30 protein-coding genes, 1 tRNA gene and 1 riboswitch are annotated in these 26,489 nt (G+C 45.9%); of the genes, 17 read left to right on the forward strand and 14 right to left on the reverse strand.

The features are described from left to right. The first annotated feature begins 156 nt into the window (after window positions 1-156). The 8 genes from B5066_RS11100 (at window position 157) to B5066_RS11135 (ending at window position 5,989) form a co-directional block, all read left to right on the forward strand. Entirely contained in the window at window positions 157-1,464 is a 1,308-nt protein-coding gene (locus tag B5066_RS11100) for an ArgE/DapE family deacylase (RefSeq protein WP_179124093.1), read from the forward strand. Further along, entirely contained in the window at window positions 1,464-2,018 is a 555-nt protein-coding gene (locus tag B5066_RS11105) for a cysteine hydrolase family protein (protein ID WP_079475982.1), read from the forward strand. The genes B5066_RS11100 and B5066_RS11105 overlap by 1 nt, the downstream gene beginning before the upstream one ends. Before the next feature lie 14 nt (window positions 2,019-2,032). Next, window positions 2,033-3,283, forward strand: a complete 1,251-nt coding sequence (locus tag B5066_RS11110) for a Glu/Leu/Phe/Val family dehydrogenase (RefSeq protein ID WP_244897366.1) — start codon at window positions 2,033-2,035, stop codon at window positions 3,281-3,283. Window positions 3,284-3,400: 117 nt separating this feature from the next. Continuing rightward, window positions 3,401-3,868, forward strand: coding sequence for a hypothetical protein (locus B5066_RS11115; RefSeq protein WP_079475984.1), 468 nt, complete (start codon window positions 3,401-3,403; stop codon window positions 3,866-3,868). A 152-nt stretch (window positions 3,869-4,020) separates the two neighbouring features. After that, window positions 4,021-4,095 (forward strand) — tRNA-Arg (locus tag B5066_RS11120). Between the two features lie 227 nt (window positions 4,096-4,322). Next, entirely contained in the window at window positions 4,323-4,490 is a 168-nt protein-coding gene (locus B5066_RS16765) for a hypothetical protein (protein ID WP_179124094.1), read from the forward strand. Window positions 4,491-4,675: 185 nt separating this feature from the next. Next, a complete protein-coding gene (locus B5066_RS11130; RefSeq protein ID WP_079475986.1) occupies window positions 4,676-4,924 on the forward strand; it encodes a hypothetical protein in 249 nt (82 codons plus the stop codon). Between the two features lie 252 nt (window positions 4,925-5,176). Continuing rightward, window positions 5,177-5,989: a glycerophosphodiester phosphodiesterase gene (locus B5066_RS11135; RefSeq protein WP_079475987.1), complete on the forward strand. Its 813-nt coding sequence runs from the start codon at window positions 5,177-5,179 to the stop codon at window positions 5,987-5,989. A gap of 141 nt (window positions 5,990-6,130) precedes the next feature. Here the strand turns inward: B5066_RS11135 and B5066_RS11140 are convergent, their stop codons facing one another. The 5 genes from B5066_RS11140 to B5066_RS11160 form a co-directional block, all read right to left on the reverse strand. Beyond that, window positions 6,131-6,904, reverse strand: a complete 774-nt coding sequence (locus tag B5066_RS11140) for a Cof-type HAD-IIB family hydrolase (RefSeq protein ID WP_079475988.1) — start codon at window positions 6,902-6,904, stop codon at window positions 6,131-6,133. Window positions 6,905-6,986: 82 nt separating this feature from the next. Further along, the gene (locus B5066_RS11145) at window positions 6,987-7,817 is read right to left on the reverse strand and encodes a YihY/virulence factor BrkB family protein (protein ID WP_233133199.1); all 831 of its coding nucleotides are present in this window, start codon (window positions 7,815-7,817) and stop codon (window positions 6,987-6,989) included. Window positions 7,818-7,953: 136 nt separating this feature from the next. Then, on the reverse strand, window positions 7,954-9,219 hold the full coding sequence (locus tag B5066_RS11150) for a right-handed parallel beta-helix repeat-containing protein (protein ID WP_079475990.1): 1,266 nt from the start codon (window positions 9,217-9,219) through the stop codon (window positions 7,954-7,956). Window positions 9,220-9,353: 134 nt separating this feature from the next. After that, window positions 9,354-10,328 carry a DUF4003 family protein gene (locus tag B5066_RS11155; protein ID WP_079475991.1) on the reverse strand — a complete coding sequence of 325 codons (975 nt, stop codon included), beginning with the start codon at window positions 10,326-10,328 and terminating at the stop codon, window positions 9,354-9,356. A 57-nt stretch (window positions 10,329-10,385) separates the two neighbouring features. Further along, window positions 10,386-11,681, reverse strand: coding sequence for a globin-coupled sensor protein (locus B5066_RS11160; RefSeq protein WP_079475992.1), 1,296 nt, complete (start codon window positions 11,679-11,681; stop codon window positions 10,386-10,388). 116 nt (window positions 11,682-11,797) lie between these two features. Here B5066_RS11160 and B5066_RS11165 point away from each other — a divergent pair, with 116 nt between their 5' ends. Then, complete coding sequence (locus B5066_RS11165; protein WP_079475993.1) at window positions 11,798-12,013, forward strand: DUF5683 domain-containing protein; 216 nt, start codon at window positions 11,798-11,800, stop codon at window positions 12,011-12,013. Window positions 12,014-12,073: 60 nt separating this feature from the next. Here B5066_RS11165 and B5066_RS11170 read toward each other — a convergent pair whose 3' ends face one another. After that, complete coding sequence (locus B5066_RS11170; protein WP_079475994.1) at window positions 12,074-12,559, reverse strand: macro domain-containing protein; 486 nt, start codon at window positions 12,557-12,559, stop codon at window positions 12,074-12,076. Between the two features lie 85 nt (window positions 12,560-12,644). Further along, window positions 12,645-13,997, reverse strand: a complete 1,353-nt coding sequence (locus B5066_RS11175) for a 5'-deoxyadenosine deaminase (RefSeq protein ID WP_079475995.1) — start codon at window positions 13,995-13,997, stop codon at window positions 12,645-12,647. Window positions 13,998-14,035: 38 nt separating this feature from the next. Further along, window positions 14,036-14,133, reverse strand: a riboswitch (purine riboswitch). Between the two features lie 177 nt (window positions 14,134-14,310). On the opposite strand from B5066_RS11175, the gene B5066_RS11180 reads away from it, so the two are divergent. Next, window positions 14,311-15,198: an SDR family NAD(P)-dependent oxidoreductase gene (locus B5066_RS11180; RefSeq protein ID WP_079475996.1), complete on the forward strand. Its 888-nt coding sequence runs from the start codon at window positions 14,311-14,313 to the stop codon at window positions 15,196-15,198. Window positions 15,199-15,274: 76 nt separating this feature from the next. Next, a complete protein-coding gene (locus tag B5066_RS11185) occupies window positions 15,275-16,105 on the forward strand; it encodes an STAS domain-containing protein (RefSeq protein ID WP_079475997.1) in 831 nt (276 codons plus the stop codon). Window positions 16,106-16,171: 66 nt separating this feature from the next. Here B5066_RS11185 and B5066_RS11190 read toward each other — a convergent pair whose 3' ends face one another. Further along, window positions 16,172-16,537, reverse strand: coding sequence for an IDEAL domain-containing protein (locus B5066_RS11190; RefSeq protein ID WP_079475998.1), 366 nt, complete (start codon window positions 16,535-16,537; stop codon window positions 16,172-16,174). 102 nt (window positions 16,538-16,639) lie between these two features. After that, window positions 16,640-17,050: an RrF2 family transcriptional regulator gene (locus B5066_RS11195; RefSeq protein ID WP_079475999.1), complete on the reverse strand. Its 411-nt coding sequence runs from the start codon at window positions 17,048-17,050 to the stop codon at window positions 16,640-16,642. A 133-nt stretch (window positions 17,051-17,183) separates the two neighbouring features. Here B5066_RS11195 and B5066_RS11200 point away from each other — a divergent pair, with 133 nt between their 5' ends. The 4 genes from B5066_RS11200 (at window position 17,184) to trhO (ending at window position 19,672) form a co-directional block, all read left to right on the forward strand. Next, complete coding sequence (locus B5066_RS11200) at window positions 17,184-17,588, forward strand: N-acetylmuramoyl-L-alanine amidase family protein (RefSeq protein WP_079476000.1); 405 nt, start codon at window positions 17,184-17,186, stop codon at window positions 17,586-17,588. Window positions 17,589-17,696: 108 nt separating this feature from the next. Continuing rightward, window positions 17,697-17,963, forward strand: a complete 267-nt coding sequence (locus tag B5066_RS11205; protein ID WP_079476001.1) for a hypothetical protein — start codon at window positions 17,697-17,699, stop codon at window positions 17,961-17,963. A gap of 168 nt (window positions 17,964-18,131) precedes the next feature. After that, window positions 18,132-18,413, forward strand: a complete 282-nt coding sequence (locus B5066_RS11210; protein ID WP_244897386.1) for a holin — start codon at window positions 18,132-18,134, stop codon at window positions 18,411-18,413. Window positions 18,414-18,697: 284 nt separating this feature from the next. After that, window positions 18,698-19,672 carry an oxygen-dependent tRNA uridine(34) hydroxylase TrhO gene (trhO, locus tag B5066_RS11215; RefSeq protein WP_079476003.1) on the forward strand — a complete coding sequence of 325 codons (975 nt, stop codon included), beginning with the start codon at window positions 18,698-18,700 and terminating at the stop codon, window positions 19,670-19,672. Window positions 19,673-19,717: 45 nt separating this feature from the next. Here the strand turns inward: trhO and B5066_RS11220 are convergent, their stop codons facing one another. From B5066_RS11220 to fdhF, 3 genes are all read right to left on the reverse strand, one after another. Further along, on the reverse strand, window positions 19,718-20,407 hold the full coding sequence (locus tag B5066_RS11220; protein WP_079476004.1) for a phosphatase PAP2 family protein: 690 nt from the start codon (window positions 20,405-20,407) through the stop codon (window positions 19,718-19,720). Between the two features lie 107 nt (window positions 20,408-20,514). Further along, complete coding sequence (locus B5066_RS11225) at window positions 20,515-21,051, reverse strand: helical membrane plugin domain-containing protein (protein WP_079476005.1); 537 nt, start codon at window positions 21,049-21,051, stop codon at window positions 20,515-20,517. Then, on the reverse strand, window positions 21,051-24,005 hold the full coding sequence (gene fdhF / locus B5066_RS11230; RefSeq protein ID WP_079476006.1) for a formate dehydrogenase subunit alpha: 2,955 nt from the start codon (window positions 24,003-24,005) through the stop codon (window positions 21,051-21,053). The genes B5066_RS11225 and fdhF overlap by 1 nt, the downstream gene beginning before the upstream one ends. Before the next feature lie 309 nt (window positions 24,006-24,314). Between fdhF and B5066_RS11235 the strand changes: the two genes are divergently transcribed. Next, window positions 24,315-25,007 (forward strand): Na-translocating system protein MpsC family protein, encoded by a 693-nt coding sequence (locus B5066_RS11235; protein ID WP_158219044.1) that lies wholly within the window; start codon window positions 24,315-24,317, stop codon window positions 25,005-25,007. A gap of 76 nt (window positions 25,008-25,083) precedes the next feature. Then, on the forward strand, window positions 25,084-25,209 hold the full coding sequence (locus tag B5066_RS17000) for a hypothetical protein (protein WP_261763711.1): 126 nt from the start codon (window positions 25,084-25,086) through the stop codon (window positions 25,207-25,209). A 228-nt stretch (window positions 25,210-25,437) separates the two neighbouring features. Here the strand turns inward: B5066_RS17000 and B5066_RS11245 are convergent, their stop codons facing one another. Beyond that, window positions 25,438-25,755 (reverse strand): hypothetical protein, encoded by a 318-nt coding sequence (locus tag B5066_RS11245; protein WP_079476009.1) that lies wholly within the window; start codon window positions 25,753-25,755, stop codon window positions 25,438-25,440. A gap of 147 nt (window positions 25,756-25,902) precedes the next feature. Then, window positions 25,903-26,349, reverse strand: a complete 447-nt coding sequence (locus B5066_RS11250) for a hypothetical protein (protein WP_079476010.1) — start codon at window positions 26,347-26,349, stop codon at window positions 25,903-25,905. Window positions 26,350-26,489 lie beyond the last annotated feature (140 nt).

Here is a 26,489-nt window from a genome sequence, read left to right on the forward strand (position 1 = left end):
CCTCTTTTTTATATAGAGAAAAGGCCTGCTTCGGCAGCCTGGGAGGGAGGCTTCTGAAAAAACGCCTACATTAAAACTAGAAGCATACTTTCATGTAAAAATGGGAAGAGTTGAAAAGAGAAATAAAGTGATTTGTTAAGAAATGAGGGAGAGCGTGTGACTGAAACAGTCGATTCGAGTCAAAAAATACTCTCGACAGTGGATAAACTGTGGGGAGAGGAAGTGGAGTTTTTACAGACGATCGCCCGGTTCCCAAGTACGATCGAACATGAGGGCTCGCTTCAACTATACTTAAAGGATTTTTTTCAAAACGAGCTGCAGATGGATGTGGAAACAGTGGAGGTTGATGAAAAAGAGATTAGCTCTCTCCCCGGCTATGCCCCGAGTGAGTGGTCCTACGCGGGCAGGCCGGTTGTCGTGGCGAAAGCACCGCGCAGCATTCAGGAGTCTAAAGGAAACAGTCTGCTGTTTCAGGGACACGTGGATGTAGTGAGTCCCGAGCCCAAACATAAATGGAGCGTGGATCCGTGGAGTGCTCTGCAGATCGGGAACCGTCTGTATGGGCGCGGGGTCCTTGATATGAAAAGCGGCGTAGCGGCGATGATTTACGCCTACAAAGCCATTCAGGAGGCAGGCTACGAACCGGCTGCTGATTTTTCCATCAAAACCGTTATCGAAGAAGAAGCTACGGGCAACGGGACGCTCGCAGCAGCGAATGCGGGGTATCTGGCAGATGCGGTGCTTATTCCGGAACCGTTCGGCCAGTGCCCCTCCACTGCGCAGCTCGGAAGCATCTGGCTTCGTATTCATATTGATACGAGCAGCAACCTTCAATCGGATCGAACCGGCGTCGGGGCAAACGCCATTGAAAAAGCCCAGACTATCATTGAGGCTTTGCAGAGCTACCGGGAATATGTCAATCGGGATGAACAAAAGCCACCGGAGTTTGCCCATATGAAAGAACCGATTGACGTAGAGGCAGGCACGATGCACAGTGGAGATTTTGCCTCAAATATTCCGGTAGAAGCCACCCTTGAAGTACGATCGGCCGTTTACCCGGGGAAAGATCCAGCCGAAGGTAAACAGGATTTAATCGATTGGATTCTCGATAAAACGAAAGATGATGAGTGGCTCCGCGAGCACCCTCCGTCCTTTGAATCCTTCGGCTTTCATGCAGAGGGAATGATAATGCCCGAGGAAGACCCGCTGTTTGCCAGACTCGATGAAGCCCATGAATTTGTAACTGGCACACATTGCGGCCGGCAGGCAATACCAGTTACGACAGATGCCCGGTATTACGGTCTTTATTACGATACTCCTGTTACGTGCTACGGGCCGTCGGGTGCAAAAATGCATGAACCCGATGAATGGGTGGATCTTGAAAGTGTGAAAAACGTAACAAAAGTGTACGCCGACTTTTTAATCCGGTGGTGCGGCATTCATAAAAAGAAAGGAGACACTTGATGAGCTATTCGCGTGCCTTGATTGTGATTGACTATACGGTGGACTTCGTAGCGGAAGAAGGAGCCCTGACCTGCGGAGAGCCGGGACAAAAAATCGAAAACGCCATTCATCAATTAATCGAAACCTCTCAGGCAGCCGGTGATTTTATCGTATTCGCTCTCGATCGTCATGAAGAGGGGGATGCCTATCATCCGGAAACGGAATTATTTCCTTCCCATAACATAGCAGGCACAAAAGGAAGAGACCTGTATCGAAGCATTCAGAGCCTGTACGAAACTATACAACACCAGCCGAATGTTTGGCAGATGGATAAAACAAGGTATAGTGCCTTTGCAGGAACGAGCCTGGAAATGAAATTAAGAGAACGGGGCATCACCGAGCTCCATCTTGTCGGAGTCTGTACCGATATATGCATCCTCCATACTGCGGTGGATGCTTATAATAAAGGGTTTAATATCATTATTCACCAGGACGCCGTAGCCAGTTTTGATGAAGCAGGGCACGCATTTGCATTAAAGCATGCAGAAAATATTTTAGGGGCAGCAGTCCTATAGAAAGGAAGAGCATCGTGGCTGAACAAAACCAGGGACCGCTTGGCGTTGTACATCAACAGATCGCTGAAGCATCCCAGCTTATTCAACTGCCAAACACTATAGAAACGATACTGAAGCATCCGAAAAGAAAGGTAGAAGTTCAGTTTCCAGTGGAAATGGATGACGGCCATACCCAGATGTTTACAGGCTACCGCACACAGCACAATGACGTTCTCGGGCCGGTGAAAGGCGGCCTCCGTTTTCATCCCCAAACAGATGAAGAGGAAACAGAAGCGCTTGCTGCCTGGATGACATTTAAGTGTGCACTGGTGCAGATTCCGCATGGGGGAGCGAAGGGCGGAGTCGTATGTGACCCGTCTCTTCTGAGTGACCGGGAAATTCGCCAGGTAAGCCGGGGGTACACCGAGGCGCTGTTTGACCTGCTTGGCCCGAATAAAGATGTGCCGGCTCCGGATGTGTATACAGATCCTAAGATCATGAGCGTAATGATGGACACGTATTCCCGTATGGCCGGAGGACATGAGCCCGGCGTTATCACTGGGAAGCCGCCTCTCGTCGGTGGTTCAAAAGCAAGAGAATCAGCGACTGCCCGCGGCGCTGTGTATATTATTGAAAAAATGCTTGAAAAAGAAAACAAGCGTGCTGAAGATGTACGCGTAGCCGTGCAGGGATTTGGCAACGCCGGTCAGATTGCTGCGAGACTTTTGTATGATATGGGCTGTAAAATTGTTAGCGTCAGCGATTCCAAAGCAGCTCTTTACGAAGAAAATGGGCTTGATATTCCAAGAGCCCAACAGGCAAAAGCAGGGAATGGGCTGCAGGAATACGGAGAAAACTATATGCTTGAAAACAATATGGACATTCTTTACACAGAGGCTGACATTCTGATCCCAGCTGCCATGGAAGGCGTTATTACAGAAAAGAACGCAGAGCGGGTAAAAGCGCCGAAAATTATGGAACTTGCAAACGGACCGACAACGCCGGAAGCAGATCATATTTTAAAGGATCAGGGGCAGCAGGTGTATCCGGATATTTTAGTGAACGCCGGAGGAGTCATCGTATCGTATCTGGAGTCGGTCCAGAACCACATGAACTACTATTGGTCTGAAGATGTAATTAATGAACGAATGAAAGCCTTTATTCTTGAGGCGTATGAACAGACGGAAAAATCCGCCTACGAGCACAAGACAACGAATAGAAACGGCGCCATGACCTTTGCTATAGGCCGCCTGCAGGAAGCAATGGGTTATCGTGGCTGGATTTAAAAAATTAACGAATTATACGTGAAGCTATAGCCATAGTGCATAGAACGAGATAAAATGCTAAGTGTGAGTTTTTCCGGAAACGGGAAGGAAAATGCTAAGAGTTCTAGGAGGGATTAGATGGATTGGTCAAAAGAATTTGATTTTCATAAAAACGACACAGAAGACACTACGGCAGAAAAAATGAAACGTATCAGCAAGTGTATTGATAAGCTCTGGGGCGATTTCGACGAGGTTTTAATGGAAATTGTGGACCAGGGTGAATTGGAAAAAGAAGATTACAGAAAACGGTTCAGAGATGAAACTTTCACCATTGAACTTCTGGAATCAGAATTAAAAGGTTCCGTCAGCGGTCACTTCGACCGTAATATTGACGTTATGGTTGATTTAACACTGGATGAGCCGAAAAAGAAAGCACTCAGTCAGGTATTTCTACCAAACGATAAGCTGTACCTGATTGATACACGCAGCAACCAGTGGGTAATTGCCGAAGCCGGCAAAAAGCCAAAAGACTGCACGAAGCTGGAGAAAAAGCATATAGAGCAGGTATTTGCTCATATGCTCCGCGAATACAAAGTAACGAATTAATAGCAAAACAGGCACCCAGCTTCATAGTTGGGTGTCTGTTTTATCATATAACTTAAAAAGGAAACCTTGACAATAAGCGCTTTTACACGTATTCTTACATTTGTCTTTGCTCTTTGCGACAGAGGTTTCTGTATCCTTATGAATGTATATTTGCCCTAGTAGCTCAGGGGAAGAGCAACAGCCTCCTAAGCTGTAGGTCGCAGGTTCGAATCCTGCCTAGGGCGCCACTTGTAAAAATGTACCCCCGTGCCGGCGCACGGGGGATTTTAATATTTACTCTTCGACTGGCTGAGTGAGGGCCGGGGGATGCATATTTTATTGTGCCTTGAAATTTCCAATATAAAAGTTGCCTTTGGGAAAATGTATGTCCAAAAGTGAAAAAGGTTTGAAAAGACCGGACAGATACACTAAAATTAAATTAAAGATTCTGACAAAAAGCGGGAAGGGAGTTAAAATGATTATTATTATTTTATCCCTGATGTTGTTTGCTGTGCTCACTTATTTATTTTACGAACTGTGGAACACAAATGCAGACATGAAAGAAAACAGGCAGCATTGTTCACTACTGTACGGAAGCTCGCTGCTTGCGCTTGTGTTGTTAAATACATCTATGCTTTTATGAAACTTCGCCGAGGCGGAGTTTTTTTGTGAGATTTGGTAGTGCTAAACTAATAAATGAAAGAAAGTGATGGAAGTATGTATCATCCTGGAATTGTATAATATAAGGTAGTAACCAGGATAATAATCTGCAATAGGGGTTGCAGCTATAATATTATTCACTGAAGAAGCACAACTGGAGTGGGGAATATGGGGAAGTTTTATGCGATTGTTACAGTGCTTGGCCTGGGCATTGCCGGACTGTTCGGATATCATTGGTACGATACAGAGTCGAGCATACAGACGATTCACATGCACAAAGAAGACAACAATTTATCGAGAGAAGCAAATGTGCCTGCTGCATCGCCTTTTTTTCTATTCAACGACAGGGGAGAATTACATTTTTTGAGCATTACTGAAAGAGATATTATGTCCCAAAAGCAACAGAAAAAATATTAAAAAGCAGGCAGAAAACTTTAATAGAGCAAGGCTTGTTTTTATGGAAGAAATTGAATGTGCCTTAATGGTTGCTTTTCAAACCCTGGAATGTGAATATATAATAAAGAAAAGATTTGCCAGGCAGTGGGAGCCAGGGCAATTGTGGAAAGCAAACTTTATGGAATAACGATTATAGCCGATAGTGGGACATCTGCCGGAACCTGCTCTTATAGAGCGGGTTTTGTACGGTTATTTGCAGGGAGGGAAGAGATTTTGACTTCAATTATAGCTCATCGGGGGGCTTCAGACCGCCGCCCGGAAAATACAATGTCGGCTTTCCGCCAGGCCGTTACAGACGGGGCAGACGCAATTGAAACAGACGTGCAGCTTTCAAAAGACGGGGTTCCAGTATTAATTCATGATACGCTTTTGAAACGAACGACTGGAGCTTCCGGGAGTGTTCATGAATATACATACAAAGAACTGCAGGACTTAAGCGCTGGGGCGTGGATGAACAAACGATACCGCAAAGAAAAAATCGTCAGCCTGGAACGTCTGCTGCAGGAAACAAGCACGGAAGAGATGAAGTTTGTGCTTGAGCTGAAAAATTCCAATGTTGCACATAAAGGGCTTGAAGAAGCTGTAATTAACCTGCTGAATGACTACAAAAAGATTGAGTCAGCTACCGTGTCAAGCTTTAACCACCGCTCGATGGCCTACGCCCGGGAGTTATCGGAAGAGGTAAACATCGCAATTCTTTATGCGGTGCATCTATACCGACCGTGTGAATACGCGAAAATTGTCGGGGCTACTGAGCTTCATCCTCATTACCGTACAATTGACAAAGCTTGGATTGACGACGCTATCAACGCGGAACTGGAAGTAGTTCCGTACACTATTGATAAAAAGAGTGGATGGAAAAAAGCCATAGAGGCTGGCGTTACTGGGATCATTACGAATAAGCCTAAGGCACTGCAGCAGTATTTATATCCCGCAGAACCAGAACAGCTAGAGGGCGGCCCATTGAAATCAAACTCATCGGAACAACCCAAACAGCTGGAAGAAAAGGGAGCCTCGAAAGAGTGAAACTTCCTTTCGCAGCGCGTGTCTATAATTTCATTGACCGAATAACAATCATATTAAAAGAAGCCTGCCTTTACAAAAAAGGGGGCTTCTTTAAGTGCTCTTTTTTGATAATCCGAGCATCCGGTACTGCTAAAACGGTCACTACAGCAGCCCTACTTTTTCAAGTCCACGCGCAATACCGTCATCACCTACATCAGCTGTAATATGGCGGGCACAACTTTTGACCTCGTCCGGGGCGTTCCCCATAGCAACACTGTTGGGTACGTACTGAAGCATTTCTACATCGTTATAATTATCCCCAAAAGCATAGCAGTTCTCAAGCTCGATGCCGGCTTCAGCGATGAGGTTTTTAATACCGTTTGCTTTGGATCCTCCTGGAGGAATAACATCGAGAGAGTAAGGATGCCAACGTACAAATCGCAGATCCTGCATCTGATCTACATAACGGTTTTCCTCATCTTCGCGGGCAAATAGAAGGGCCTGGTAAATATTATTCTGCTCTGCAAAAGAAGCATCAAATTCGGGATGTTCTACGCCGAGTGTCGTTATGCTGTCATGAATGTCGTGGTGGAATTCAATATTTGCTTTCATGGCAGTGCTGCCCATAAACACAATCGGGTGTTCTTTCTCAGCAGCGAAGGCCTGCAGAGACTGAAGTGTTGTAGTAGGGATCGTATTTTGATAAATAGCATTTCCCTTGTATTTTACAAACTGGCCGTTGAATGAAATAAACGTATGAATATCGAGTTCTTCCCGGAGGTCATCGAACAAATAGGGAGCTCTTCCAGTGGAAATCGCGATGTCATGGCCCTTGCTGCGAAGCTTATGAATAGCATTCCTGGTAGAATCGGGAATCTGTTTGTTTTCATCATACAGCGTTCCGTCAATGTCGAAAAAAATCATTTTTTTACTCATGTATAGGGTCTCCTTTTCTGCGCTTCTGCCCGTCCAGTATACTACAATCACTTGTATTCTACCAACGCAGCCTCAAAAGAAGCTAATAGTAATCATGAAGCAGAGGGGCAGGATGCTTTTTTTGCCGCCTCCGATAGACAAGTGCGTTAATTTCTCCGCCAATAACAAGAAGCATACCGACCAAAAACAGCCATATCATTAATACGATAACACCGCCAAGGCTGCCGTATGTGGAAGCGTAGTTGGCAAAATTGTTAACATAAAAGGAAAACCCAAGTGAAATTATCTGCCAGAGTAGCGTAGCTGTCATTGCCCCCGGCAAAACAGTCCAAAATGGCATGTTGTTATTCGGTGCAAGATGATAGAGCGTGGCAAGAATAACAGAGGTGACTGAAATAGTGACAATCCAACGGAGAAGCTGGACGAGAAAGACGGTGTCCTCCGGCACATAAATGAATGATTGTATAGCTGATAAAATCAGGCTGCCGAAAACGGGGAGGAAAAGAGCGATAATTACTGAAAGCATTAATCCAAAGGTTAAACCTACCGATATCAGCCGTACTATAAAAAAGGGTCTTGTCTCCAGCACATCATACGCCCCGTTCATTGCCCGTATAAAAGCATTCAGTCCAAGGGAAGCTGTCCATATTGTTCCAATGATTCCGATGGTAAGCAGCCCATTGCTTGAGCTGTTGATCGTATCTTCAATCGTCTCCTGGAACAATGAAGCAGTCTCTGCAGGAACGAATTGGTACAAAAGTGAAACAGCCCGGTCGGCGTCGATGTTGAAATAAGGAAGAAGCGATAGAAACAAAATAAGCAGTGGAAAAATGGATAATAGATAATAAAATGCCTGTTGAGCAGCAAGGCCGGCTGCGTTATCCTTCGTTAATTCTGAGAAAAGATTTTTCATAAAAGCAGTTATGTTTTTGATGCTACCCCTCCTTTAGTTTGGCCTTATTCTTATTATACAAAACGGGAGGAAAAGAAAAACCTGTGCACAGCTGCTGCACAGGTCACAGGGATCAGAACCATCCCCGGCAGCTCTTCTAATCTGTGTCTTCAGAAGAAGGTACGGGGGCCTCCTGTTCAATATATTGCTGGAATGTAAAAAGGTCCCGGAATTTATGTCCTTCCCACTTCCATTCGGCGCTTGAAGAAGAAGGAAAGGAATTATCTTTCAGAGTAACATAGTTACTAATATCTTCAGTAGCATCAATGTAAAATCCTTTGAACGTGTTTCCTTTAAATTCATTGTTCATGACGTTTAAATGACGGATGGAGGACTGTATGCGCAGCTGCGCGGATCCCCGGCTGCCGTGCGCGTTTTTCCAGACGTTTTCCGAAAAAGAAACGCGGCTGATCGGGCGTTCGGCAGGCCCCTGAATAAGAGCGGTGCCAGCCGACGTCTGATCCCGCCATACATTGTTTTTAAAGGACAGGTCCTCTGTATCAGCAAAGGAAGTATTGCGGACAAGCGTCCCTACAGAACCACCGTGTATAGTGTTATGGGAAAAAACGATATTATGGGCGCCTTGGACGGCAATGCCCGGCTCGGAGCTCCTGCCCGAAGAATTAATAGTATTATTTTTCACATTGCCTCTGGATGGTACGCGCCCGTTTACTTCTCCCGGAACTGCCTGTAAATCGAGAGAAGTCCCGGAAGCCTTTTCAAAGTGGTTGTGGGAGATAGTAAATGAACTTACGTTGCCGACCAGTGAAAAGGCGGGGGAATACTTCCATCTTTCAACGGTGTTGCCGCTTATGACTATGTCCTCGTGAATGCTATCTGCATTCGGGCTGGAGATACGCACCGCCGAGCCTGATTTTTCTTTTGCTCCCTGAGACGAGCGAAAGCGGTTATCGAGTATTTGAAGGGAGCGTGTTTCCCCGGAGGAGACGATAACGGAAGCCTCGTTCTCCTGATAAAAGGTAAACTTTTTGATTGTTATGTATTCAGTGTCCTTTAAAGAGAAAAACGGTTCTTTGCTCTCCGTTTTCAATTGAACGTCTTCATCTTTAAACGGGCGGATAATGATGGGAAGGTGTTCTTCGCCCTGGTGATTCATTTTTACATTTTCCCGGTAGGTCCCTTTCCGTAAATAAATCGTATCTCCGGCGCTTGCCGTGTCAACTGCTTTTTGAACGGATTTATACGGAGCATCGATGGTGCCACTTTGATTATCACTGCCTGAAGGGGCGACAAATATTCCCTCAGCTGTCTTCCCGGACTCAGAAGAAAAAGGGAGCATGCCGCAGCCGCTTATAAATAGCAAGAAAAAAAGCATGATAGCAACAGAATAAAAATGTGGCAACCGGGTTCCCTCCCTGTTTTCTAATAAGACGTTAAACGCAAGTGTATAAGCAAAAACTAGCGTAGCATAATTGTAATAATTGTAACAGTTATAAAATGGAAGAAGGCGCACGGCATTGTGCGCCTTCAGTTTGATTACAGCGTTATTGCAGCCGAAGCAGAAGTTGAAGAATTCAATGCCTGCAGTGCCACCGCCCGCTGTGCTTCGAGCACTGCCACGGGCAGACTGCCACCGTTCGTATAAGCATGGTGGGCAACGGCAAGCTGCAGGGAAATATGAACTGCGAAATGATGAAACCTCCGAAATTCTCCCTGTCCAGCCAAACGGGCGTGTATGCTCCGGGCGTCGTCTATAATAGCCGGAAAAGAAGTTGTAAACCCAAGCACGCCCAGCAGTGAATAATAAAACGGACGTACGTGCCATTGATCAGACTTCCAATATTCAAGCAGTTCATCGAAACGTTCAAAGTAAGCAGTCCCGCCCAAGCTCTCAAGATTCAAAGCAGCTAAGAAAGAAAGATACTGAAGCTGAGGCCCCTTTTTAAAATCTCGCTCCAAAAGCTGGTGATGGACGTTATTCATATGCTCGATCATCTGTTCTTTATTCCCGGGAAACTGATGAATGCAAAGTGCGTGCAGAGGGTAATAATCCGCACTTGTCAACTCCGGAAAGGATTCCTGCAGAAACTGGTACCAGGCAGTGAATGCCGGTACAGCTGCAAAGTCGTCTTTGTAGAATGCATAGTAGGATAAAGCTGCTGCATACGTAGATGTGCCGCGTCCCCACGGCCCCTGCACCAGCTGGCTGTATAATTGTTTAAAGCCGGGCCAGCTGTTTTCAGGATCTTCGGACAAACAGTCAAGCATGCCGGCGATTGGAAAGCGCTGATGGGACCGAAGCGGTGAAAACCAGCTGTTTTTCTTTTTAATCGTCTGCTGAAGCCGGTCGAACCTGTGACTGTCAAATGGCTTTTGATACAGGGAGTACATTGAGGCCATCAGCATGAACATCCGGGCATCAGAATGATACCAGGGGTACTTTTTCTTTAATGCTTCGTAGGTGTGTAAATAATCATTTGTCATAGCTGTAAGCTGTTCCTTAGTTTCCATCTGCGGACCTCCTTTTCTCTGGCTGTATTACAATTATAGCATGAGAAAAGCGGAGTATTACTGCTGTGTTAAACCGTGCAGGGAAGAGACAGAGCTGCCAACCTGGGAGATGGCCTGTTCCACCTCGTGCAGCTCCCGGATGAGCGAATGAACCTCTGTTTCTGCCTCGTTGCTCTGCTGGCGGCTTTTTGCCATTTCCTGCACGATGCCGTCAAACATGCTGTTAATCTCGTGAACCCGCTTTGTGCCGTCGCCGATCTGATTGTCCGCATTTTCAATATGGTTACTTACAAGCTGAATCTGGTCGTTGGTCTTCCGGACAAGATCGGACACTGTATCTACTGATTTTTTTGTTTCACCAGCAAGCTTACGGACCTCAGTGGCAACAACCGCGAAACCACGCCCATGTTCTCCAGCCCTGGCAGATTCAATGGAGGCATTCAGAGCCAACAAATTTGTTTGCTCGGCGATTCCTGTAACGATGTTTGTGATATCATCAATTTTAGCTGCTATTGCTTTAAGTTCATTCGTTTCGGTACGCATAAAATCCATGAGCTCCTGCAGGCTTTTCATATGTTTTCCATGCTTTTCAAGCTCTTGCTTGCCTTCTTCAGAATGGGCGGCAGCGTCTGAACTGCTCTGAAAACTTTCTTTTGAAATCGTTACTACCCGGTTGGAGGTAGAGGTAAGCGTGGCTACAGAAGTACTCGTCTGGTCGAACACTTCCCGGAGCGAGCGGGTAGTGGCAGAGATCTGGCTGTACAGATGATCCTTTGCCGCCTGCTGCTCTTTGTGAAGCGTAAGGTGGGCTTCCTCATAGGCTTCAAGCACAAGCTGCTGCTCTAAGTTAATGATTTTTGTAACTGCGAGAACCGCCGGAAGAACATCAGCGCGATTAGCGAGGTGCTGATCGACGAAATATAAAATGGATTGTTCCATGTCTTGAAAGGAGGACATGTACCATTTAGGAAGCAGGCCGATATGAAGATGAACCTGGGCAATCTTCAGCCGTTTTTGAATGAAACTATCATTCATGGTGCCTTGAAACATTTCCTGCACGTGGACAGCAAGGGTGCGGCTCAGCCGCGCGACCGAACTGTGCTCTTCAATGATAGCACGGAGTTGAGGCTCATCCTTAAGGTTACGATAAAAGGCCTCAACAATAGCATCAATGTTTTCAGCAATTACCGGCTGAAGCTCGGACAGTATATAGAGATCGTGGTTGGTTAAATGAATCAGTTGGAGCTGCCGGTGCAGGTCGCTGCCGGAGGCGATCCTGATCCGGCTGCCGGAATGGGTGTCTCCCGGAAATTGTGAAACTGGTGCAGATGATGATTTAGCTGAAAACAGCATAATAAACAGCCTCCCGATGCAATGTGAGTATATGTAATACAATATTTCTTATATCGGCTGCGGCCAGGTGGATGTTCATGGAGAACTAAAATTTTTTTAGGGAGGAGGAATAAAACATGAAAAACAAAAAAATGTGGATAGCAGGGCTGTTGTCACTTCTTATACCGGGAGCAGGACAGGTGTATGTAAAAAAATATCTTTGGGCTATAATATTTTTCGTGCTATATGTGGGCCTGCTCATTACGGTGTATGTGCCGTCCATTTTTGTTGCCGCTATCGCTGTGGTGCATGCGGTGCAGATAGCAGGGAAGCAGGAGGCCCCCGGAAAGTAAAGGGAAGGGATGCACAATGTAAAGAAGCCCCGGGTTTTTATCCCTGGGCTTCTTTTTATCCTATTCGGCTTCAAGTGCCTGAATGAATGTCTCATCAATATCAACAGCAATAAATTGGACTTCTCTTACATTATGAAGCAGCTCCCGGTAATAAATCGCTACAGTGTCGGGGTCAAGGCCGCCGGTCGCAGTACCGAGTGCCGGCAGGGCAACCCGGTAGATGTGATTCTCCTGGCAGTAACGTATCAACGCCTGCAGACAGGAATATACTACGTCATAATTCGACTTTTCCTCAGGTGCTTCCATGGTTACTAAGTGGATAATCTCTTCGTATGGAAGGCTGGCAGCTGTGGTAGTGTACAATTCACCACGCTTCGGCTTGTTTTTTTCGCAGTAGGCTACTGCTTCCTGTTCAATAGATTCTCCACCGGCCCCCTTGATGGCAGCTGCAACTCCGCCGCCCATTGTTCCTTTGCCATTAGCAGCGTTGCAGATATAATCGACATTAGTAACGGTAGTAATATCTCCTCGTTTTGCACTAAGCATACATCCTCTTCCTTTCCTTCTGCGCTATTTCTTCGTCATCAGCATATCAAATTTTCCTTCTGGCAGGGAGGAGATTGCTCATAATTTATGCAAAAGAACTGGACATATACCGGGAAGCGCGCTGAAACAAATGCTTTGCTTCTTTATTTGCATCAGTTAACACACGGTGTTTATCCATAGTCTGCATCGCACGCTCTTCCATTACCACTCGTCCATTTACTATGGTTGTGTCAACCTGGTCTTTAGAAGCAGCATAAACGACGCGGGAATAAGGGTCCGCACCTTCACTCGGGTACGTGTGAAAATCATAAAGATCGATAATGGACAAATCTGCTTTTTTGCCAATTTCTATACTGCCAATCTCTTCTTCAAGGCCGACCGCCCTGGCGCCTTCGATGGTGGCCATGCGAAGGACCTGCCGGGCATTCATGGCTGTTGGACCGTAGGAAGGCTTGTGAATGAGCGCAGCCATCCGCATTTCCTGAAACATATCAAGTGTATTGTTGCACGGAGAGCCATCGGCCCCGAGGCTGACATTGTGATGGTGGTCGAGGAGGTCAGGAATTTCCGCAAACCCCGAAGCAAGCTTCATATTGGAGCTCGGACAATGGCTTATATGGGCGCCCTTCTGTTTGATTATCTGTTTTTCATGATCATTAAGCCAAACGCAGTGGGCAAGAATAAGGCGGGGATGAACAAGGCCGAGATGATCTAAATACGCCACGTTGCGCATCCCGGTGTCAGCCTCGACAATGTCTATTTCCCCCTGACTTTCCGAAGCGTGGGTGTGGACGTATGCATCGTAATGGTTGGAAAGACGGGAAACTTCCCGCAGTAATGGTTCAGAGCAGGAAACAACGAACCGAGGGGAAAACGCATAACGTATTCTATTATTATCCCGGCCATGCCATTTTTCATACAAATCGGCGCTTTCCTGCACGGACCGGCTTGTAGTTTCAAGCAGGGGGGCAGGCAGTTCATCGCCTTTGTCCATCATTACTTTTCCCGACAACGCCCGGATGCCGGAGGCTTCTATAGCTTCAAAAGCTGCGTTAGTATGATGAACGGTTTCCATATCGACGATCGTCGTGGTACCGCTTCGAAGCAGTTCTCCGATGCCGAGCATTGCTGAAGCGTAAATAGAGTCGGGAGTATGGGCAGCCTCCATCGGCCAAATGCGTTCTTTCAGCCAATCCATTAACTCAAGGTCATCCGCCTGACTGCGAAACAGGGCCTGGCATAAATGGATATGAGTATGAATGAAGCCGGGAAGGATGGTACGCCCGTGGGCTTCGATAATTTTTTCTCCGGGATAGGGAGTTAACGAGGAACTGATTTCTTTAATATATTCATTTTCAATCCGTATGTCGCCATGTACAATATCGTTGTTTTCGTTCATCGTCATGATTTCAGCCTGCCGTATTAAAATCGTTGTCATTGTAAACACTCCTTTATATGCATAAAAAACGAAGAACGCTCGCAAAAGGCGTTCTTCGTAGTTGGAAATTACGGTTCCCAGTAGAAACGTTCAACCCAATTGTTGAATATATACGAAGGGTAATTGATAATACCTGCATCGTACCGGGGAATCTAATAAACTTCAATACATTTGGAAGAAAATATGACCAATGATTTACTCGGCAGTGCTCATATGGGGGGAGAAATTTCAGAAAATATTTGCCGCCGAGAGTGAACTAAGGCAGCAATGGGTATAGGAAAAGCAACAAAACTATTCCAGAGGAGAATAAATTATGGAGAAAACAGCCGTTATTACTGGAGCAAACACAGGAATGGGCTTTGAGACGGCGAAACAGCTTGCCGTAAAAGGGTTTAATATTATTATGGCCGTCCGGGATGAAAAGCGCGGAGGAGAGGCCATGAGACAGATAAAAGCCAGTACCGGTGCTTCACGGGTACGTGTGATGCGCTGTGACCTGTCTTCGCTTACGGACATCCATACCTTTGTGCGCCAGCTCGAGCAGATTATTCCCTGCGTGGATGTATTAGTGAATAATGCCGGTGTAGTAGCGCTGAAAAGAGAAGTTACCGAAGACGGATTTGAGAGTATGATTGGGGTAAATCATCTAGGGCATTTTGCCTTGACACTTCAGCTTCTTCCGCTTCTGGAATGCTCTACAGACGAGGCGAGAATTGTTAATGTTTCATCAGGAGCACACAAATACGGACGCATTCATTTCCCGGATCCTCATTTGACGAGAAGGTATGGTACATGGAGAGGGTACGCCCAGTCAAAACTGGCGAATATTTTATTTACATATGCCCTTGCTGCACGTCTGGAACAGACAGACATTCGAGTTAACGCCCTGCACCCCGGTGGAGTAAGTACTATGCTTGGTGTGGATCGGTCAACAGGGTTTGGAAGCCGCATTCACCAGGTCATTCAGCCGATGCTGCGCACGGCTGCAGAAGGAGCAGAAACAGCAGTTTATCTGTCTGCTTCCCGGGAAGTGCACGGTGTACATGGAAAGTATTTCATCGATTCGTTTGAAGAAGAGACCGCTTTGCGCGCACGCGATAAAGAACTCCAGGAAAAGATGTGGGAATGGAGCATGGAACAGACAAATATTGAACGGCTGCTTGAAAAGGAATGGGTGGAAAAGCTTGAACGCGAAAAATAATAAGACTGCTTTATTTTTTTGATTATGTATTTTAAAATATATTAAATACAAGCATTAACAGAAAGGGTTATTGGCGTTGAGCAAACAATTGTACGATTTCATGTTAAGCCATGCGGAAGAGATCGTGAATACATGGATGGAAGATATTGAAGCGCAGTCGGAAGCTATTTACCCGAACGATGCTGAGCGGAAAGAAGCCTTTCGGGAACGATTAAATGGGTTCATTCAGGAAACAGCTAAAGCTGTAATAGGGGAGGAGCCATCGCTTACTGACTGGGCACAGCTTACGGCGATGGACGGGCTTGAAAACCAGGGGCCGAGATTCTACTCTGTAGAGTTTTTCAGAGTTGGCCGTGTTGACCTATGGAATCGTTTATCCCAGTACATCAAAGAGAGGGAAGATGAGCTTTCCCCACTGAAGGTGGCAGAATGGGCGGAGCAGATCCATTCGGTATTTGAAAAGGGACTGGAGCTTGTAAACCAGTACTACTATCAGATGAACGAAGCGCAGCTGGAGGCCCAGCAGCAGATGATGGTGGAGCTGAGTGTACCAATTATTAAATTGATCGGAGATATTGGCGTGCTCCCGCTAGTCGGGGAGATTGACACGCACCGGGCAAAGATGATCGAAGACGTGACTCTTTCCGAGGTAGCAAAGCTTGAGCTTGATGTACTGATTATTGATATGTCCGGCGTGCCGATTATCGATACAATGGTAGCCCAGCAGTTGTTCAATCTTCACCATGGACTGAGCTTAATCGGAACAGAAATCATTATTACCGGCATTCGGCCGGAAATCGCAGAAACGGCCGTGCGGCTGGGGATCGATTTCAGCAAAGTAAAAACTTTTGCCCATCTGCAGCAGGCACTGGAACAGAAAGTGAATATTCAAATGAAAAACTCCTAGACATAGAGCCGCAAAAAAAGCCCTTTGCAGTATTTTGCAAAGGGCTTTCGTAATGTCAATGCCTGCCTAGTATTCGCTGTAATTTGACAGCGCATAGGAAGAATCGTTGGAAGACCGGACATTGGTTTTATTATTCAATTCGGAAGTGAGCTCCAGGAACCATTGTTTGTCATTGGTAACCAGGGCAAGGTCAATCAGGTCGTACAGCTCGTCTTCAGAAACGGGCTGGACAGTATTCAGCTTGCTTACTTTGTGAAGCAGCAGTTCAGCGGATTTTTCCATAATATCTTCGTTATCAGAAGAAATAACTTTTACTTTGATTGTTTGATAAGATTCTTCAATTGCTTCGACATAACCTACTACCAATTCACCATAAATAGTGGTTCCTCGAACCCAATCTCCTACCGAAATAATATCGTTTGTTGGTAACATTCGCGTAACCTCCTAAGGATTACATATTAATTAATAGTGCTGTAATCTGAATTATCTATAACTATACATTTCCCTGTTTTTTATTGCAAAAACATTGCTCAGTTAATTTGTTATACATTTTTTGAGCATATCAGCAATCGTGTATTGATCGAGGTGCTCTCCAAATACGCTTTCTCCGTCCGAAAAAACACCGCCAAGCACATGCTTCATGTTAGCCCCTACGTCGCATGAAGGGTTTTCCTCAGGGCAACGGGGCTGCAGAGTGCCCTTTGACGTAATCTGGTACACATCCCATAAGGTGACAGCTTCTGGTGGCCTGGAAAGGACAAAGCCGCCGCCAGCGCCTTCCTTGGACCGAATCAACCCATGCTGCTTCAACAAGCTTAACACTTTCCGTATCCGCACCGGATGCACGGAGGCGCTCTCAGCAATGAAAGAACTGGATGCAGCCCTTTCAGACTGATGAGCAAGCAGGGTTAAGCTGTGTACGGCTAAAGAAAAGTGGCTGTTCATACATATCTCTCCGGTTAAAAAGATTTATTAATGTTTATACTGTAATTATAAATATTACAGTTTTATTTGTCAAATGCAATTAATTCTATTGATACATCGAAGCGAGCGGCAGCGAGTTATTTCCTAATTTTGCATGCCTGAATTTCGCCTTGCCGAAGCTGGAGTAGCCGGAAAGACAATAGCCATTAAGGCAGGACATAGCGGGCATGATCCCGGAGCTGTTAGGGACGGTGTATATGAAAAAGAACTGGTACACGATGTTGCAGTTCGTACGAAAGAAAGGCGGGAGCAGGGAGGGACAGAAGTGATTCTGACGCGCTCCGGCGACAGCTATGCAGAACTAAAGGAACGAGCGCGGCTTGCCAATGAAGCAGGAGCGGATTCATTTGTCAGCATTCATGCAAACGCAGCTTCTGCTGATGGTTCAGAAACCTATTGTTTTGTAACAAATGCAGAGAAAGCCGTGGATATGAAGAAAAGCTCTTTCCGAAATGAAGCAGCCAACGCGATCTATCTGGGCTTGAATGAATACCATTAATTCTCTGAACATGAGATTAGAATTCGTGTATCTGTTCATGGTATAATATAAATCTATCCATGCATTGCATTATTCCGTGTCATTGATCCTAGGAGAAGGAGTGAAGACATGAAAACATTTGAAGAGGTGGTCCGTACTTTAGCGGATATAGAAATGCAGTCTGTTGCTCAAACGAGATCAAGACACGAATTCCAGAGTGAGCGCGAATATTACTCTCATTTTCTCCGCAATAAAGATCTCTCCTTTTATTTGGATACAGTAGAGGAAATGTATCCACTAGAGGCGAAAACCTACGGGGCAGAAGAGATTGTCCGGGGAATGGCTGCATATATCGAAGCAGGGGCTATGCCTGACCGGGAGCCGTTGACCGAATAAAGCCGCAGCGGAGAAAACAAAAACTGAATTGAAAATTATAAATGATGAACCCGGGGACTCCGGGTTCTTTTTATTGTACAGAATTTTTTGGGAAAGATGGTTTACTAATCACCTTCCTGATGCCTTTTAAAGAAAGCATAATAAACAAAAGGAGGCATTAACTTGGAAGTGAGTCCGGAATTTCTTCTGTACATGTCGTTTATTGGAACAGCCAGTACCGCTTTGATGGAGCTATTAAAGCGGGTGGCGCCGGTGCCTATCAAGTATATACCTCTTTTCACGCTTGGAATTGGGGTGGTGCTGGCATTAATGCCTTTTCCATTCGTAAATGCAGTTTTGGCGGAGCGTGTATGGGCAGGGGTACTCGCCGGCCTGGGAGGCACTGGCATGTTTGAGAACCTAAAGCAAAGCAGCCGGACAAAGGGAGCGCAACGTAAAAATCATTTATAGGGACCGGTAAATATTGTGTTGTCTCAATCTTTTTTCCTTGTTCAGAAAACTTTTTCATTTGCCGGAACAGGGAAATTTTTATATAATATGTCTGCACACCAAGAAACCCCGCTGATGAAGCAGGGACTTTTTTATGTGGACGAAAGGGCCGAGTTCCTGTTATGAAAGACATGCCTTATTATCAGAAGGATAGAAAAGTGACTTTTGTGTGCCAACGTGTTCCGATTGCAAGACGGAAGACGAGGAATGTATCTTGCAAATATATTCCGGATAGGTGAGAACAAATGACAGAAGAAAATCAGGCATACCGGGTGTTATTGTATTACAATTACACGAATGTAGAAGACCCTGAAAACTTTGCTGCAGAGCATCTGGCTTTCTGCAAAGAACTTGGGCTGAAGGGCCGGATCATTGTTGCAGAGGAAGGCATCAACGGTACTGTTTCCGGCACCGTAGACCAGACGGAAGCATATATGCAGGAACTGACGGGGGATGAGAGGTTCAAAGATACCGAATTCAAGGTGGATTATGCCGAAGGCCACGCGTTCAAGAAAATGCACGTGCGTCCGCGTTCAGAGCTGGTGTCGCTGTATCTCGAAGATGACATTAACCCTAATGAACAGACCGGCGAGCACTTAAGTCCGAAAGAGTTCTACGAAGCCTTGCAGAGCGATGAAACGATCGTGCTTGATGCACGAAATGATTATGAATATGACCTCGGGCATTTTCGGGGAGCTATACGCCCAGACATTAACGCATTCCGGGAGCTGCCAGATTGGGTAAGAGAAAACCGGGAAAAGCTTGAAGGTAAAAAAATATTAACCTATTGTACTGGCGGCATCCGCTGTGAGAAGTTTTCCGGGTTTTTGAAAGAAGAAGGATTTGACGATGTGGCGCAGCTACACGGCGGCATTGTGTCCTATGGTAAGGACCCGGAAGTGAAAGGGGAACTGTGGGACGGAAAATGCTACGTGTTTGACCAGCGCATCAGCGTTCCCATCAACCAGGTCGAACACCGCGTAATTGGAAGGGACCATTTTGACGGAGAGCCGTGCGAGCGCTACGTTAACTGTGCAGACCCTGATTGCAATAATCAGATCATCTGCTCTGAAGAAAACGAGCATAAATATATGAGAAGCTGCACGACGCAATGCATGACCCATCCACGTAACCGTTATATGGAAGAGCATGGATTATCTAAAGAAGACGTGGAGAGAAAAATAGAAGCAAGAAAAGCAGAACAAATGCAAAATGCATAAATGTAATTTAGTGAAGCCCCCGGCGTCTTGTGCCGGGGGCTTCACTTAGATTTGTCTGCGATATTTATTCCATATCGTAAGCTCAAGAGCGATGATGCAGATGAGCAGCCAAAACAAGCCAACTGAAATGCCTGCGAGTACATCCGTAAAATAATGCACGCCCAAAAACATTCGGCTGATGGCTACAAGCAAGGCTAGCACTATCAACAAAATGCCTAGTATCCACTTCCATACAGTCGCTAATCCGCTGCGTATAACTAAATAGGCGAGAAAGCCGTAAAAAGTGACCGCTCCTGTAGCGTGGCCGCTCGGGAAACTGAAGCCGGTACCGTCATAGGCCGCGAGCACTTCCGGACGCTGCCGGGAGAAAAAATTCTTAAAGACAGTCGTAATGATGCTGATGCCGATCATATTTAACGCAAAATAAACGGCGTTCCATCTGCTGAAGGAAGAAAAAAACAGCAAATACACGACGATGACAGCAGCGCCGGCTGTCAGCCAAATCACCGAACCGGCTTCTGTAATCAAGCCCATGACAGCCCGGAGCGTTTCGGAATTAAACATCGATACAATATTTTGAGCTGTCCGGTCAGCCGTAAATGTTTCCTGTTCAAGCACTTCTTCTCCCATTTCCAGGAAAAGAAAAGCTGTCGTAAACAGCGTAAGCAGACCGGCAATGATAAGTATCCAGGAACTTTTTGGTACGTCAGACAGATGTAGGCCTCTAAAAGACAATAATATTTGCTCCCTTAATTTATTTTTCATTCTATTCCCGCGCATAGGCTGCTTTCAAACAAAAAAGCCAGGCTGCAAAATGCAGCCTGGAGGAAGGGAACAGCAGGTTAAACTTTTGTATCTGGCTTGCGTTCGTTTTGTTCTCTTTCCATTTCCGGCTTGCCTGTTTCGCCCATGCCACGCATAAAGGCGATACCAAGTGAAAGCGTGTGATTGACTTCGGGATCCCGGAGCAGCTTTAATAATTGGAAGATATTAACCGTTTGCTTGGTATCTTCTTTTTCTTCTTCCATTTTTGCCACACGCTCGAGTCCTTTGTTTAATTTCAATAGAATCGGTTGCATGCTTTCGACATCGAGTTTCCCGGCTTCCCCAGCGAGAAGAAGCAGGTTTTTCAGCATGTTGGTGCTGCCTTCAGTGTTCATCGCATTTACTGCGACGTTTAATACTTTATCCCCTTCGCTGAGAAGTCCGTTTGCCATGTCCAGCAGGCCGGATTCATCAAGCAGGTTCGCGGTGCGCACCATCTTTTCCAGGCTTTCTTTATTATCAAGCAGCTGGGACTGGAGTTCTTCCATGTCCCGCTGTTTGAGTTCCTCTTCGGAGAATTTCAGCTTTTCGATATGAGTTATACGCTCAGCCATTAGCGATTCTCCTTTCTCACCATGTCGCCAGGGAAGATGTAGTCATTACGCTTCCATTTCCGTTCTACTTCCACGCCGTTCTGCGGCTGGGGATTTCCGTAACGGAAGTTGTTTTTCGGCATCGGTGCTTCGCCGTCTGTGCTGAGTACTTCCATAAACACCTGGGTTTCTTTATAGGCCGGAGTATCTGTATCCTTATCTGCTTCACTGCTTGTCAAACGGTTGATCGCAGATTCACCGGAATTGTTCATCGGAATGTACAGCTGCTTTTCTTTCACACGGTCAGTAACAAGCGCCTGGATACGCACTGCCCCGTATGGGGATTTAAGCCTTACAAGCGCTCCGCTTTCAAGTCCGCGCTCTTCAGCAAGCTCTGGAGAAATCTCGACAAAGTTGTCCGGTGTTTTCAGCGTGATCCCTTCTGTTTTATACGTCATATTGCCTTCGTGGAAGTGTTCAAGCATCCGGCCGTTGTTTACGTGCAGGTCGTACTGTTCTCCAAAGGTTTGAGGCTCTGTCCAATGGACCGGATAGAATCTTGCCTTTCCATTCGGGAACTGGAAGCGGGATTCATAAAGAAGCGGCTCATCCTGTCCTTCTTTAGTCACAGGCCATACGAGAGAGTCGTACCCTTCGAGCCGCTCGTAGGAAACGCCTTCGAAGAACGGGCAGAGAGAAGCTGCTTCTGCCATAATTTCAGACGGATGGCTGTAATTCCAATCAGCACCCATCCGGTTGGCGACAAGCTGCAGAATTTCCCAATCCGGCTTAGAGTTACCGAGTGGGTCGAGTGCTTTATACAAACGCTGAATCCGGCGTTCGGTATTTACGAACGTGCCGTCTTTTTCCAGGCTTGGGCTTGCTGGGAGCACCACATCAGCAAACTTGGCTGTTTCAGAGAGGAAAATATCCTGCACCACGAAGAAATCAAGCTTTTCAAAGCCCTGCTGCACGTAGTTAATGTTGGAGTCGACAAGCGCCATTTCCTCGCCTTTCAGATAAAGGCTGCGCAGGCGGCCTTCGTGCATCGCGTCCACCATTTCATGGTTCGTCATGCCGACTTCACTGGAAAGCTTAGTGTTCCAGCCCTGTTCAAACTTATGGCGGACTTCTTCGTCTTCAACGGATTGATAGCCGGGAAGAAGGTTCGGTGCGCTTCCGAAGTCTGTAGCGCCCTGGACGTTATTATGTCCGCGGAGAGGGTAAGCACCGGTACCGTTACGACCGTAGTTGCCGGAGACAAGCAGCAGGTTCGATATTGCGGTGCTCGTATCCGCACCTCCAGAGTGTTGGGTAACACCCATCGCCCACAGCGCACAGGTAGTATCTGCTTCATGGATGCTCTCGGCAATGCCGATCAATTCCTCGCGGGAGAGACCGGTCTGCTCCACAGCGTAATCGATGGTGTACATTTCGAGTTCTTTAACAAAGTCGTCGTAGTAATCCACGCGTTCATTAATAAATTCTTCGTCCTGCCAACCCTGGTCGATAATATATTTAGCGACGGCATTCAGCCATACAAGGTCCGTGCCCGGCTTCGGCTGGATAAACATATCTGAGCGCTCTGCCATTTCGTGCTTTCTGATGTCAGAAACGATCAGCTTCTGGTTGCGCAGCTTATGGGAGCTTTTAATCCGCGTGGCAAGCACCGGGTGGGATTCTGAGGTGTTTGTCCCGACGGTAATAATAAGCTCCGCGTTTTTAATGTCTTCTATCGTGCCAGTGTCCCCGCCGTAGCCGACAGTGCGGAAGAGGCCCTGGGTAGCAGGAGTCTGGCAGTACCGGGAGCAGTTATCAATGTTGTTTGTTCCCATGACGGAACGGGAGAGCTTCTGCATAAGATAGGACTCTTCGTTCGATGTTTTAGAAGAGCTGATAAATGCAAGAGCATCGTTGCCGCTCTCTTCCTTAATGGAAGTAAAGTTTTTCTGGATCACGTTTAAAGCATGCTCCCAGGTTGTCTCGACAAACTGGCCGTTTTCACGGACGAGCGGATTCTGAAGGCGTTCTTCGCTGTTCACAAAATCCCAGCCGAATTTGCCTTTTACACAGGTGGAAATACCGTTTGCAGGTGCTTCTGCCTGCGGCTCAATTTTCAGAATTTCGCGGTCTTTTGTCCAGACATCAAAGCTACAGCCGACGCCGCAATAAGTACATACTGTTTTTGTTTTTTCGATGCGGTCATCGCGCATTTTGGATTCCATATTGGATAGGGCCAGGATTGAGCTGTAGCCGGTTTCCACATCCTTGGTGATATCAATCATCGGACGGAGGGTATCTTCTTTAAGTCCGGTCATATAGCCGGCTTCGCCTTCCATATTTGTTTCAATTAAAGCGTTGCATGGGCACACGGTCGAACAGTGGCCACAGGAAACACAGGAGGATTCGCCGATCGGAACATCATTGTCCCAAATGACGCGGGGACGTTCGCGTTCCCAGTCAATGGATAGAGTTTCGGTCACCTGGACGTCCTGACAGGCTTCCACGCAGCGTCCGCAAAGAATGCACTGATCCGGATCATAACGGTAGTGCGGGTTCGTATAGTCTTTTTCATACGGTTTGGTTTCGAAAGGTACGCTTTGATGTTCAACCCGCATTGCTTCAACCGTGTTGTGGATTTCACAGCCGCCATTATTGTAGTCGCAGACGGTACAGTAAAGCTCATGATTATGCAAAATGCGGTCCATCGCAATTTTTTGCGCCTGGTCAACGTCAGGCGTAAGTGTTTCGATGACGTCATCTTCTTTAAATTCGGTGGAACAGGCACGGACAATTTCTCCGTTCACCTTTACCATACAGGTATCACAGGTTTCAATCGCACCCAGGCTCGGGTGATAGCAGACATTCGGCACTTCTTCGTTGGTGCCTCGTGTGTAATCTAGGATAGTGGAATCGTCCGAAACTTTGCGTTCGGTGCCATTCATCGTTACTCGAATAATCGACAAAATAATCATCCTTCCATTTTGGAAATAAAATTGGACTAGAGGAATTGAAAGAAATAGAGGACAGTAGATGAATGCCGCACTCGCTTATGTAAGAGCCAAGGGAGTGCCCCCTTTATTCTAGGATTTAAACTGAAAAATGTAAAAATAATAAAGGATTACTTTCACACTTCCACGAAAATATAAACTTAAAACAATATTTTAATAATTGTAGAGCCATTTTATTAGGGAATGTAGAGTTTGTGATTAAATGAAAACTAGATTATAATGCTTTTGGAGGTTAAATACGGGACTAAACTTTACTCAAAGGACACTGATAAAATGAGACCAACAGAAAACGAAAAAGATATTGCGAGCTTCGCCGGCAGACTGCTGCGGGAGCGATTCGGCAAAGGCCCGGAAGCAGCCCATGTGGTTATGCAGGGTCCTTTTATTACAATCTATCTGCGGCATTTTCTTAGCCCGATGGAGCGGGTTATTCTCGAGCAGGAAGGCGAGCAGGCGGTTTTTCGTCTGCGTGAAAGCATGATGCACAAAATTGTTCCGGAAATTAACGGCTACGTGCAGTCGGTGACCGGACAAGTGTATAAAAACTTTTATCATGACAGCGACTTTGATAAGGAATCCAGTATTTTTGTCGGTATTGATGAAAATGCATATGACGGCGAAAATCCTTTTAAGGAATATGCCGGTAAAAAGAAACTCGAAGAGCGGGTGAGGCAGGTTACTGCGGAGGCAGAAAAAGAGCCCGACAAAGTTTTTTCGGGAATGTTAAATAATAAAACTCTGCTTGTCATCCGGGAAGGGCTGCTGATTAACATTGAAAAGGAGTTAGTGCAGCAGGGATATGAAGAACAGTTAAAGGTCACTAAACGCAAGCTGGAAAAACGACTGCTAATAGAAGGAAAGTCATTTACGTCCATAGCTGGCATGAATATTGCTGATGTGTTTGTTGATTGGGACTTTGAACGGGACCGAAGCGTTATCGTCTTTATCATGAGTGGCTCCGGCTAAACGGCACTGATTGCCTCCGCCGGGTGTATCAGCCGGCATAAGCTTGAAAGCAGTGGACACAATAGGAGTAATTCTTTTGCGTGAACGACTGCAGGGCCGCTTCTTCGATGAAGCTTTCCCAATCGGACGGTTTGCTGCTGGTCATGCAGAGGTCGTTAACAAATACGGATTTGTGAATCTTTTGGCCGTCGTGATCAATTAAAAATTTCATAAGTTAAAATATTTCTCCTTTCCTGAATAAATAAAAAAGCCAAAAAGATAAACAGGAGGCAGGTACCCTGTGTCTCTTTTTGGCTTATGGGAAATAGCGCGATTGTCTATCCATTTCCACCGTTTATTTAATTGTTCTATAAGTAATTGCTTTGTATGTACACCTTAAATGATATGGCTCTTAATTGCAACCATAACAAAGACAGGTAATACAATACTGCTATTCGGTAGCAGGGGCATCGACTAGGCCGGTGAATCGCAGGCGAAAGTACGTTTCGTCTTCATCAATATACCCCCAGGCGATACGGTCCTTTTTCCAAAAAATCTTAAACTGGTTTCGGTCGACAATTTCAAAGCTGTCGCACTCTGAAATGATGCCAAGCGTCTCCAGCTCACGGCAGATCCGCTTTGTTTCTGATAGATACCACATATTCTCCCAACGCGGGTGCTCAAAACGGCTGGTGATGTCTGCAATAACTTCAATAGAACCATTTTGGAGAACACGGTACCGCCCGAAAGAAGCTGCCTGATATTCCATGATTTTCGCCCCATTCGTTTTTCTTTCATTATGCACGAAAAAATAGGTAATTTCTACCTAAAAAAATACTTCCGGCAGAAACCGGAAGTAAAAAGTCCTGTAGAGAAGTAATTCCCTGTTTAAAGTTCCTGAACTATGAAAGTCTGTTTATTTCCATTTCATGACGACTTTTAATTTGTTCTGCTCAAAGTAATAGGAATCTATTTTTCCGTAAGGAACTTTTTTCATAGGTTCGAACACTTCCAAGTGAAATCCTGCCTGCTGGTCCTGTACTGAGAAGTAAGGCGGGCGGTCAAAAATTTCTTTAAATACGTCTTCTGCTTCTAAAGGAGAGATGGATTTTAACGTGAAGTAAAGGGCCCGCTCGGAAGCGTGGGAAGGCTCCAGCAGCATGCTGAAACGGCTCTGGCTGCTGTCATTTTTAACTCCTTCAATGCGCAGGACCTGATCCTGGATATGAACTGCGGAAATATCGACATTATCCATTTTTTTAACCTGAAGAACCTTCAGAAACATTTTTTCCGTGACCGGTATGGTTACCCCGTTTTCTTTCGCATCGGTCACTCGTTTTTTAATAGATGAAAAAAGACTCACTATTGATTTCCTCCTCATAATACTGGCTGTTTATTCTTATTCCCGAATAAACCTTGAAAGGAACGTCTTTTTTAGTTCACAAAAGCTTTTCGTTCGTTCAAATGAAAATATTCATATAATAATTTTGTCAATTAAGTTTA

Origin of the sequence: Marinococcus halophilus (assembly GCF_900166605.1) — a bacterium.
Classification (GTDB): Bacteria; Bacillota; Bacilli; order Bacillales; family Marinococcaceae; genus Marinococcus; species Marinococcus halophilus.

Coding starts and splice junctions, on each gene's coding strand:
- B5066_RS11105 (WP_079475982.1), top strand. CDS start 1,464: ATGAGCTATTCGCGTGCCTTGATTGTGATTGACTATACGGTGGACTTC.
- B5066_RS11115 (WP_079475984.1), top strand. CDS start 3,401: ATGGATTGGTCAAAAGAATTTGATTTTCATAAAAACGACACAGAAGAC.
- B5066_RS16765 (WP_179124094.1), top strand. CDS start 4,323: ATGATTATTATTATTTTATCCCTGATGTTGTTTGCTGTGCTCACTTAT.
- B5066_RS11130 (WP_079475986.1), top strand. CDS start 4,676: ATGGGGAAGTTTTATGCGATTGTTACAGTGCTTGGCCTGGGCATTGCC.
- B5066_RS11140 (WP_079475988.1), bottom strand. CDS start 6,904: ATGAGTAAAAAAATGATTTTTTTCGACATTGACGGAACGCTGTATGAT.
- B5066_RS11145 (WP_233133199.1), bottom strand. CDS start 7,817: ATGAAAAATCTTTTCTCAGAATTAACGAAGGATAACGCAGCCGGCCTT.
- B5066_RS11155 (WP_079475991.1), bottom strand. CDS start 10,328: ATGGAAACTAAGGAACAGCTTACAGCTATGACAAATGATTATTTACAC.
- B5066_RS11160 (WP_079475992.1), bottom strand. CDS start 11,681: ATGCTGTTTTCAGCTAAATCATCATCTGCACCAGTTTCACAATTTCCG.
- B5066_RS11165 (WP_079475993.1), top strand. CDS start 11,798: ATGAAAAACAAAAAAATGTGGATAGCAGGGCTGTTGTCACTTCTTATA.
- B5066_RS11170 (WP_079475994.1), bottom strand. CDS start 12,559: ATGCTTAGTGCAAAACGAGGAGATATTACTACCGTTACTAATGTCGAT.
- B5066_RS11175 (WP_079475995.1), bottom strand. CDS start 13,997: ATGACAACGATTTTAATACGGCAGGCTGAAATCATGACGATGAACGAA.
- B5066_RS11180 (WP_079475996.1), top strand. CDS start 14,311: ATGGAGAAAACAGCCGTTATTACTGGAGCAAACACAGGAATGGGCTTT.
- B5066_RS11190 (WP_079475998.1), bottom strand. CDS start 16,537: ATGTTACCAACAAACGATATTATTTCGGTAGGAGATTGGGTTCGAGGA.
- B5066_RS11195 (WP_079475999.1), bottom strand. CDS start 17,050: ATGAACAGCCACTTTTCTTTAGCCGTACACAGCTTAACCCTGCTTGCT.
- B5066_RS11200 (WP_079476000.1), top strand. CDS start 17,184: ATGCCTGAATTTCGCCTTGCCGAAGCTGGAGTAGCCGGAAAGACAATA.
- B5066_RS11205 (WP_079476001.1), top strand. CDS start 17,697: ATGAAAACATTTGAAGAGGTGGTCCGTACTTTAGCGGATATAGAAATG.
- trhO (WP_079476003.1), top strand. CDS start 18,698: ATGACAGAAGAAAATCAGGCATACCGGGTGTTATTGTATTACAATTAC.
- B5066_RS11225 (WP_079476005.1), bottom strand. CDS start 21,051: ATGGCTGAGCGTATAACTCATATCGAAAAGCTGAAATTCTCCGAAGAG.
- fdhF (WP_079476006.1), bottom strand. CDS start 24,005: ATGATTATTTTGTCGATTATTCGAGTAACGATGAATGGCACCGAACGC.
- B5066_RS11235 (WP_158219044.1), top strand. CDS start 24,315: ATGAGACCAACAGAAAACGAAAAAGATATTGCGAGCTTCGCCGGCAGA.
- B5066_RS11245 (WP_079476009.1), bottom strand. CDS start 25,755: ATGGAATATCAGGCAGCTTCTTTCGGGCGGTACCGTGTTCTCCAAAAT.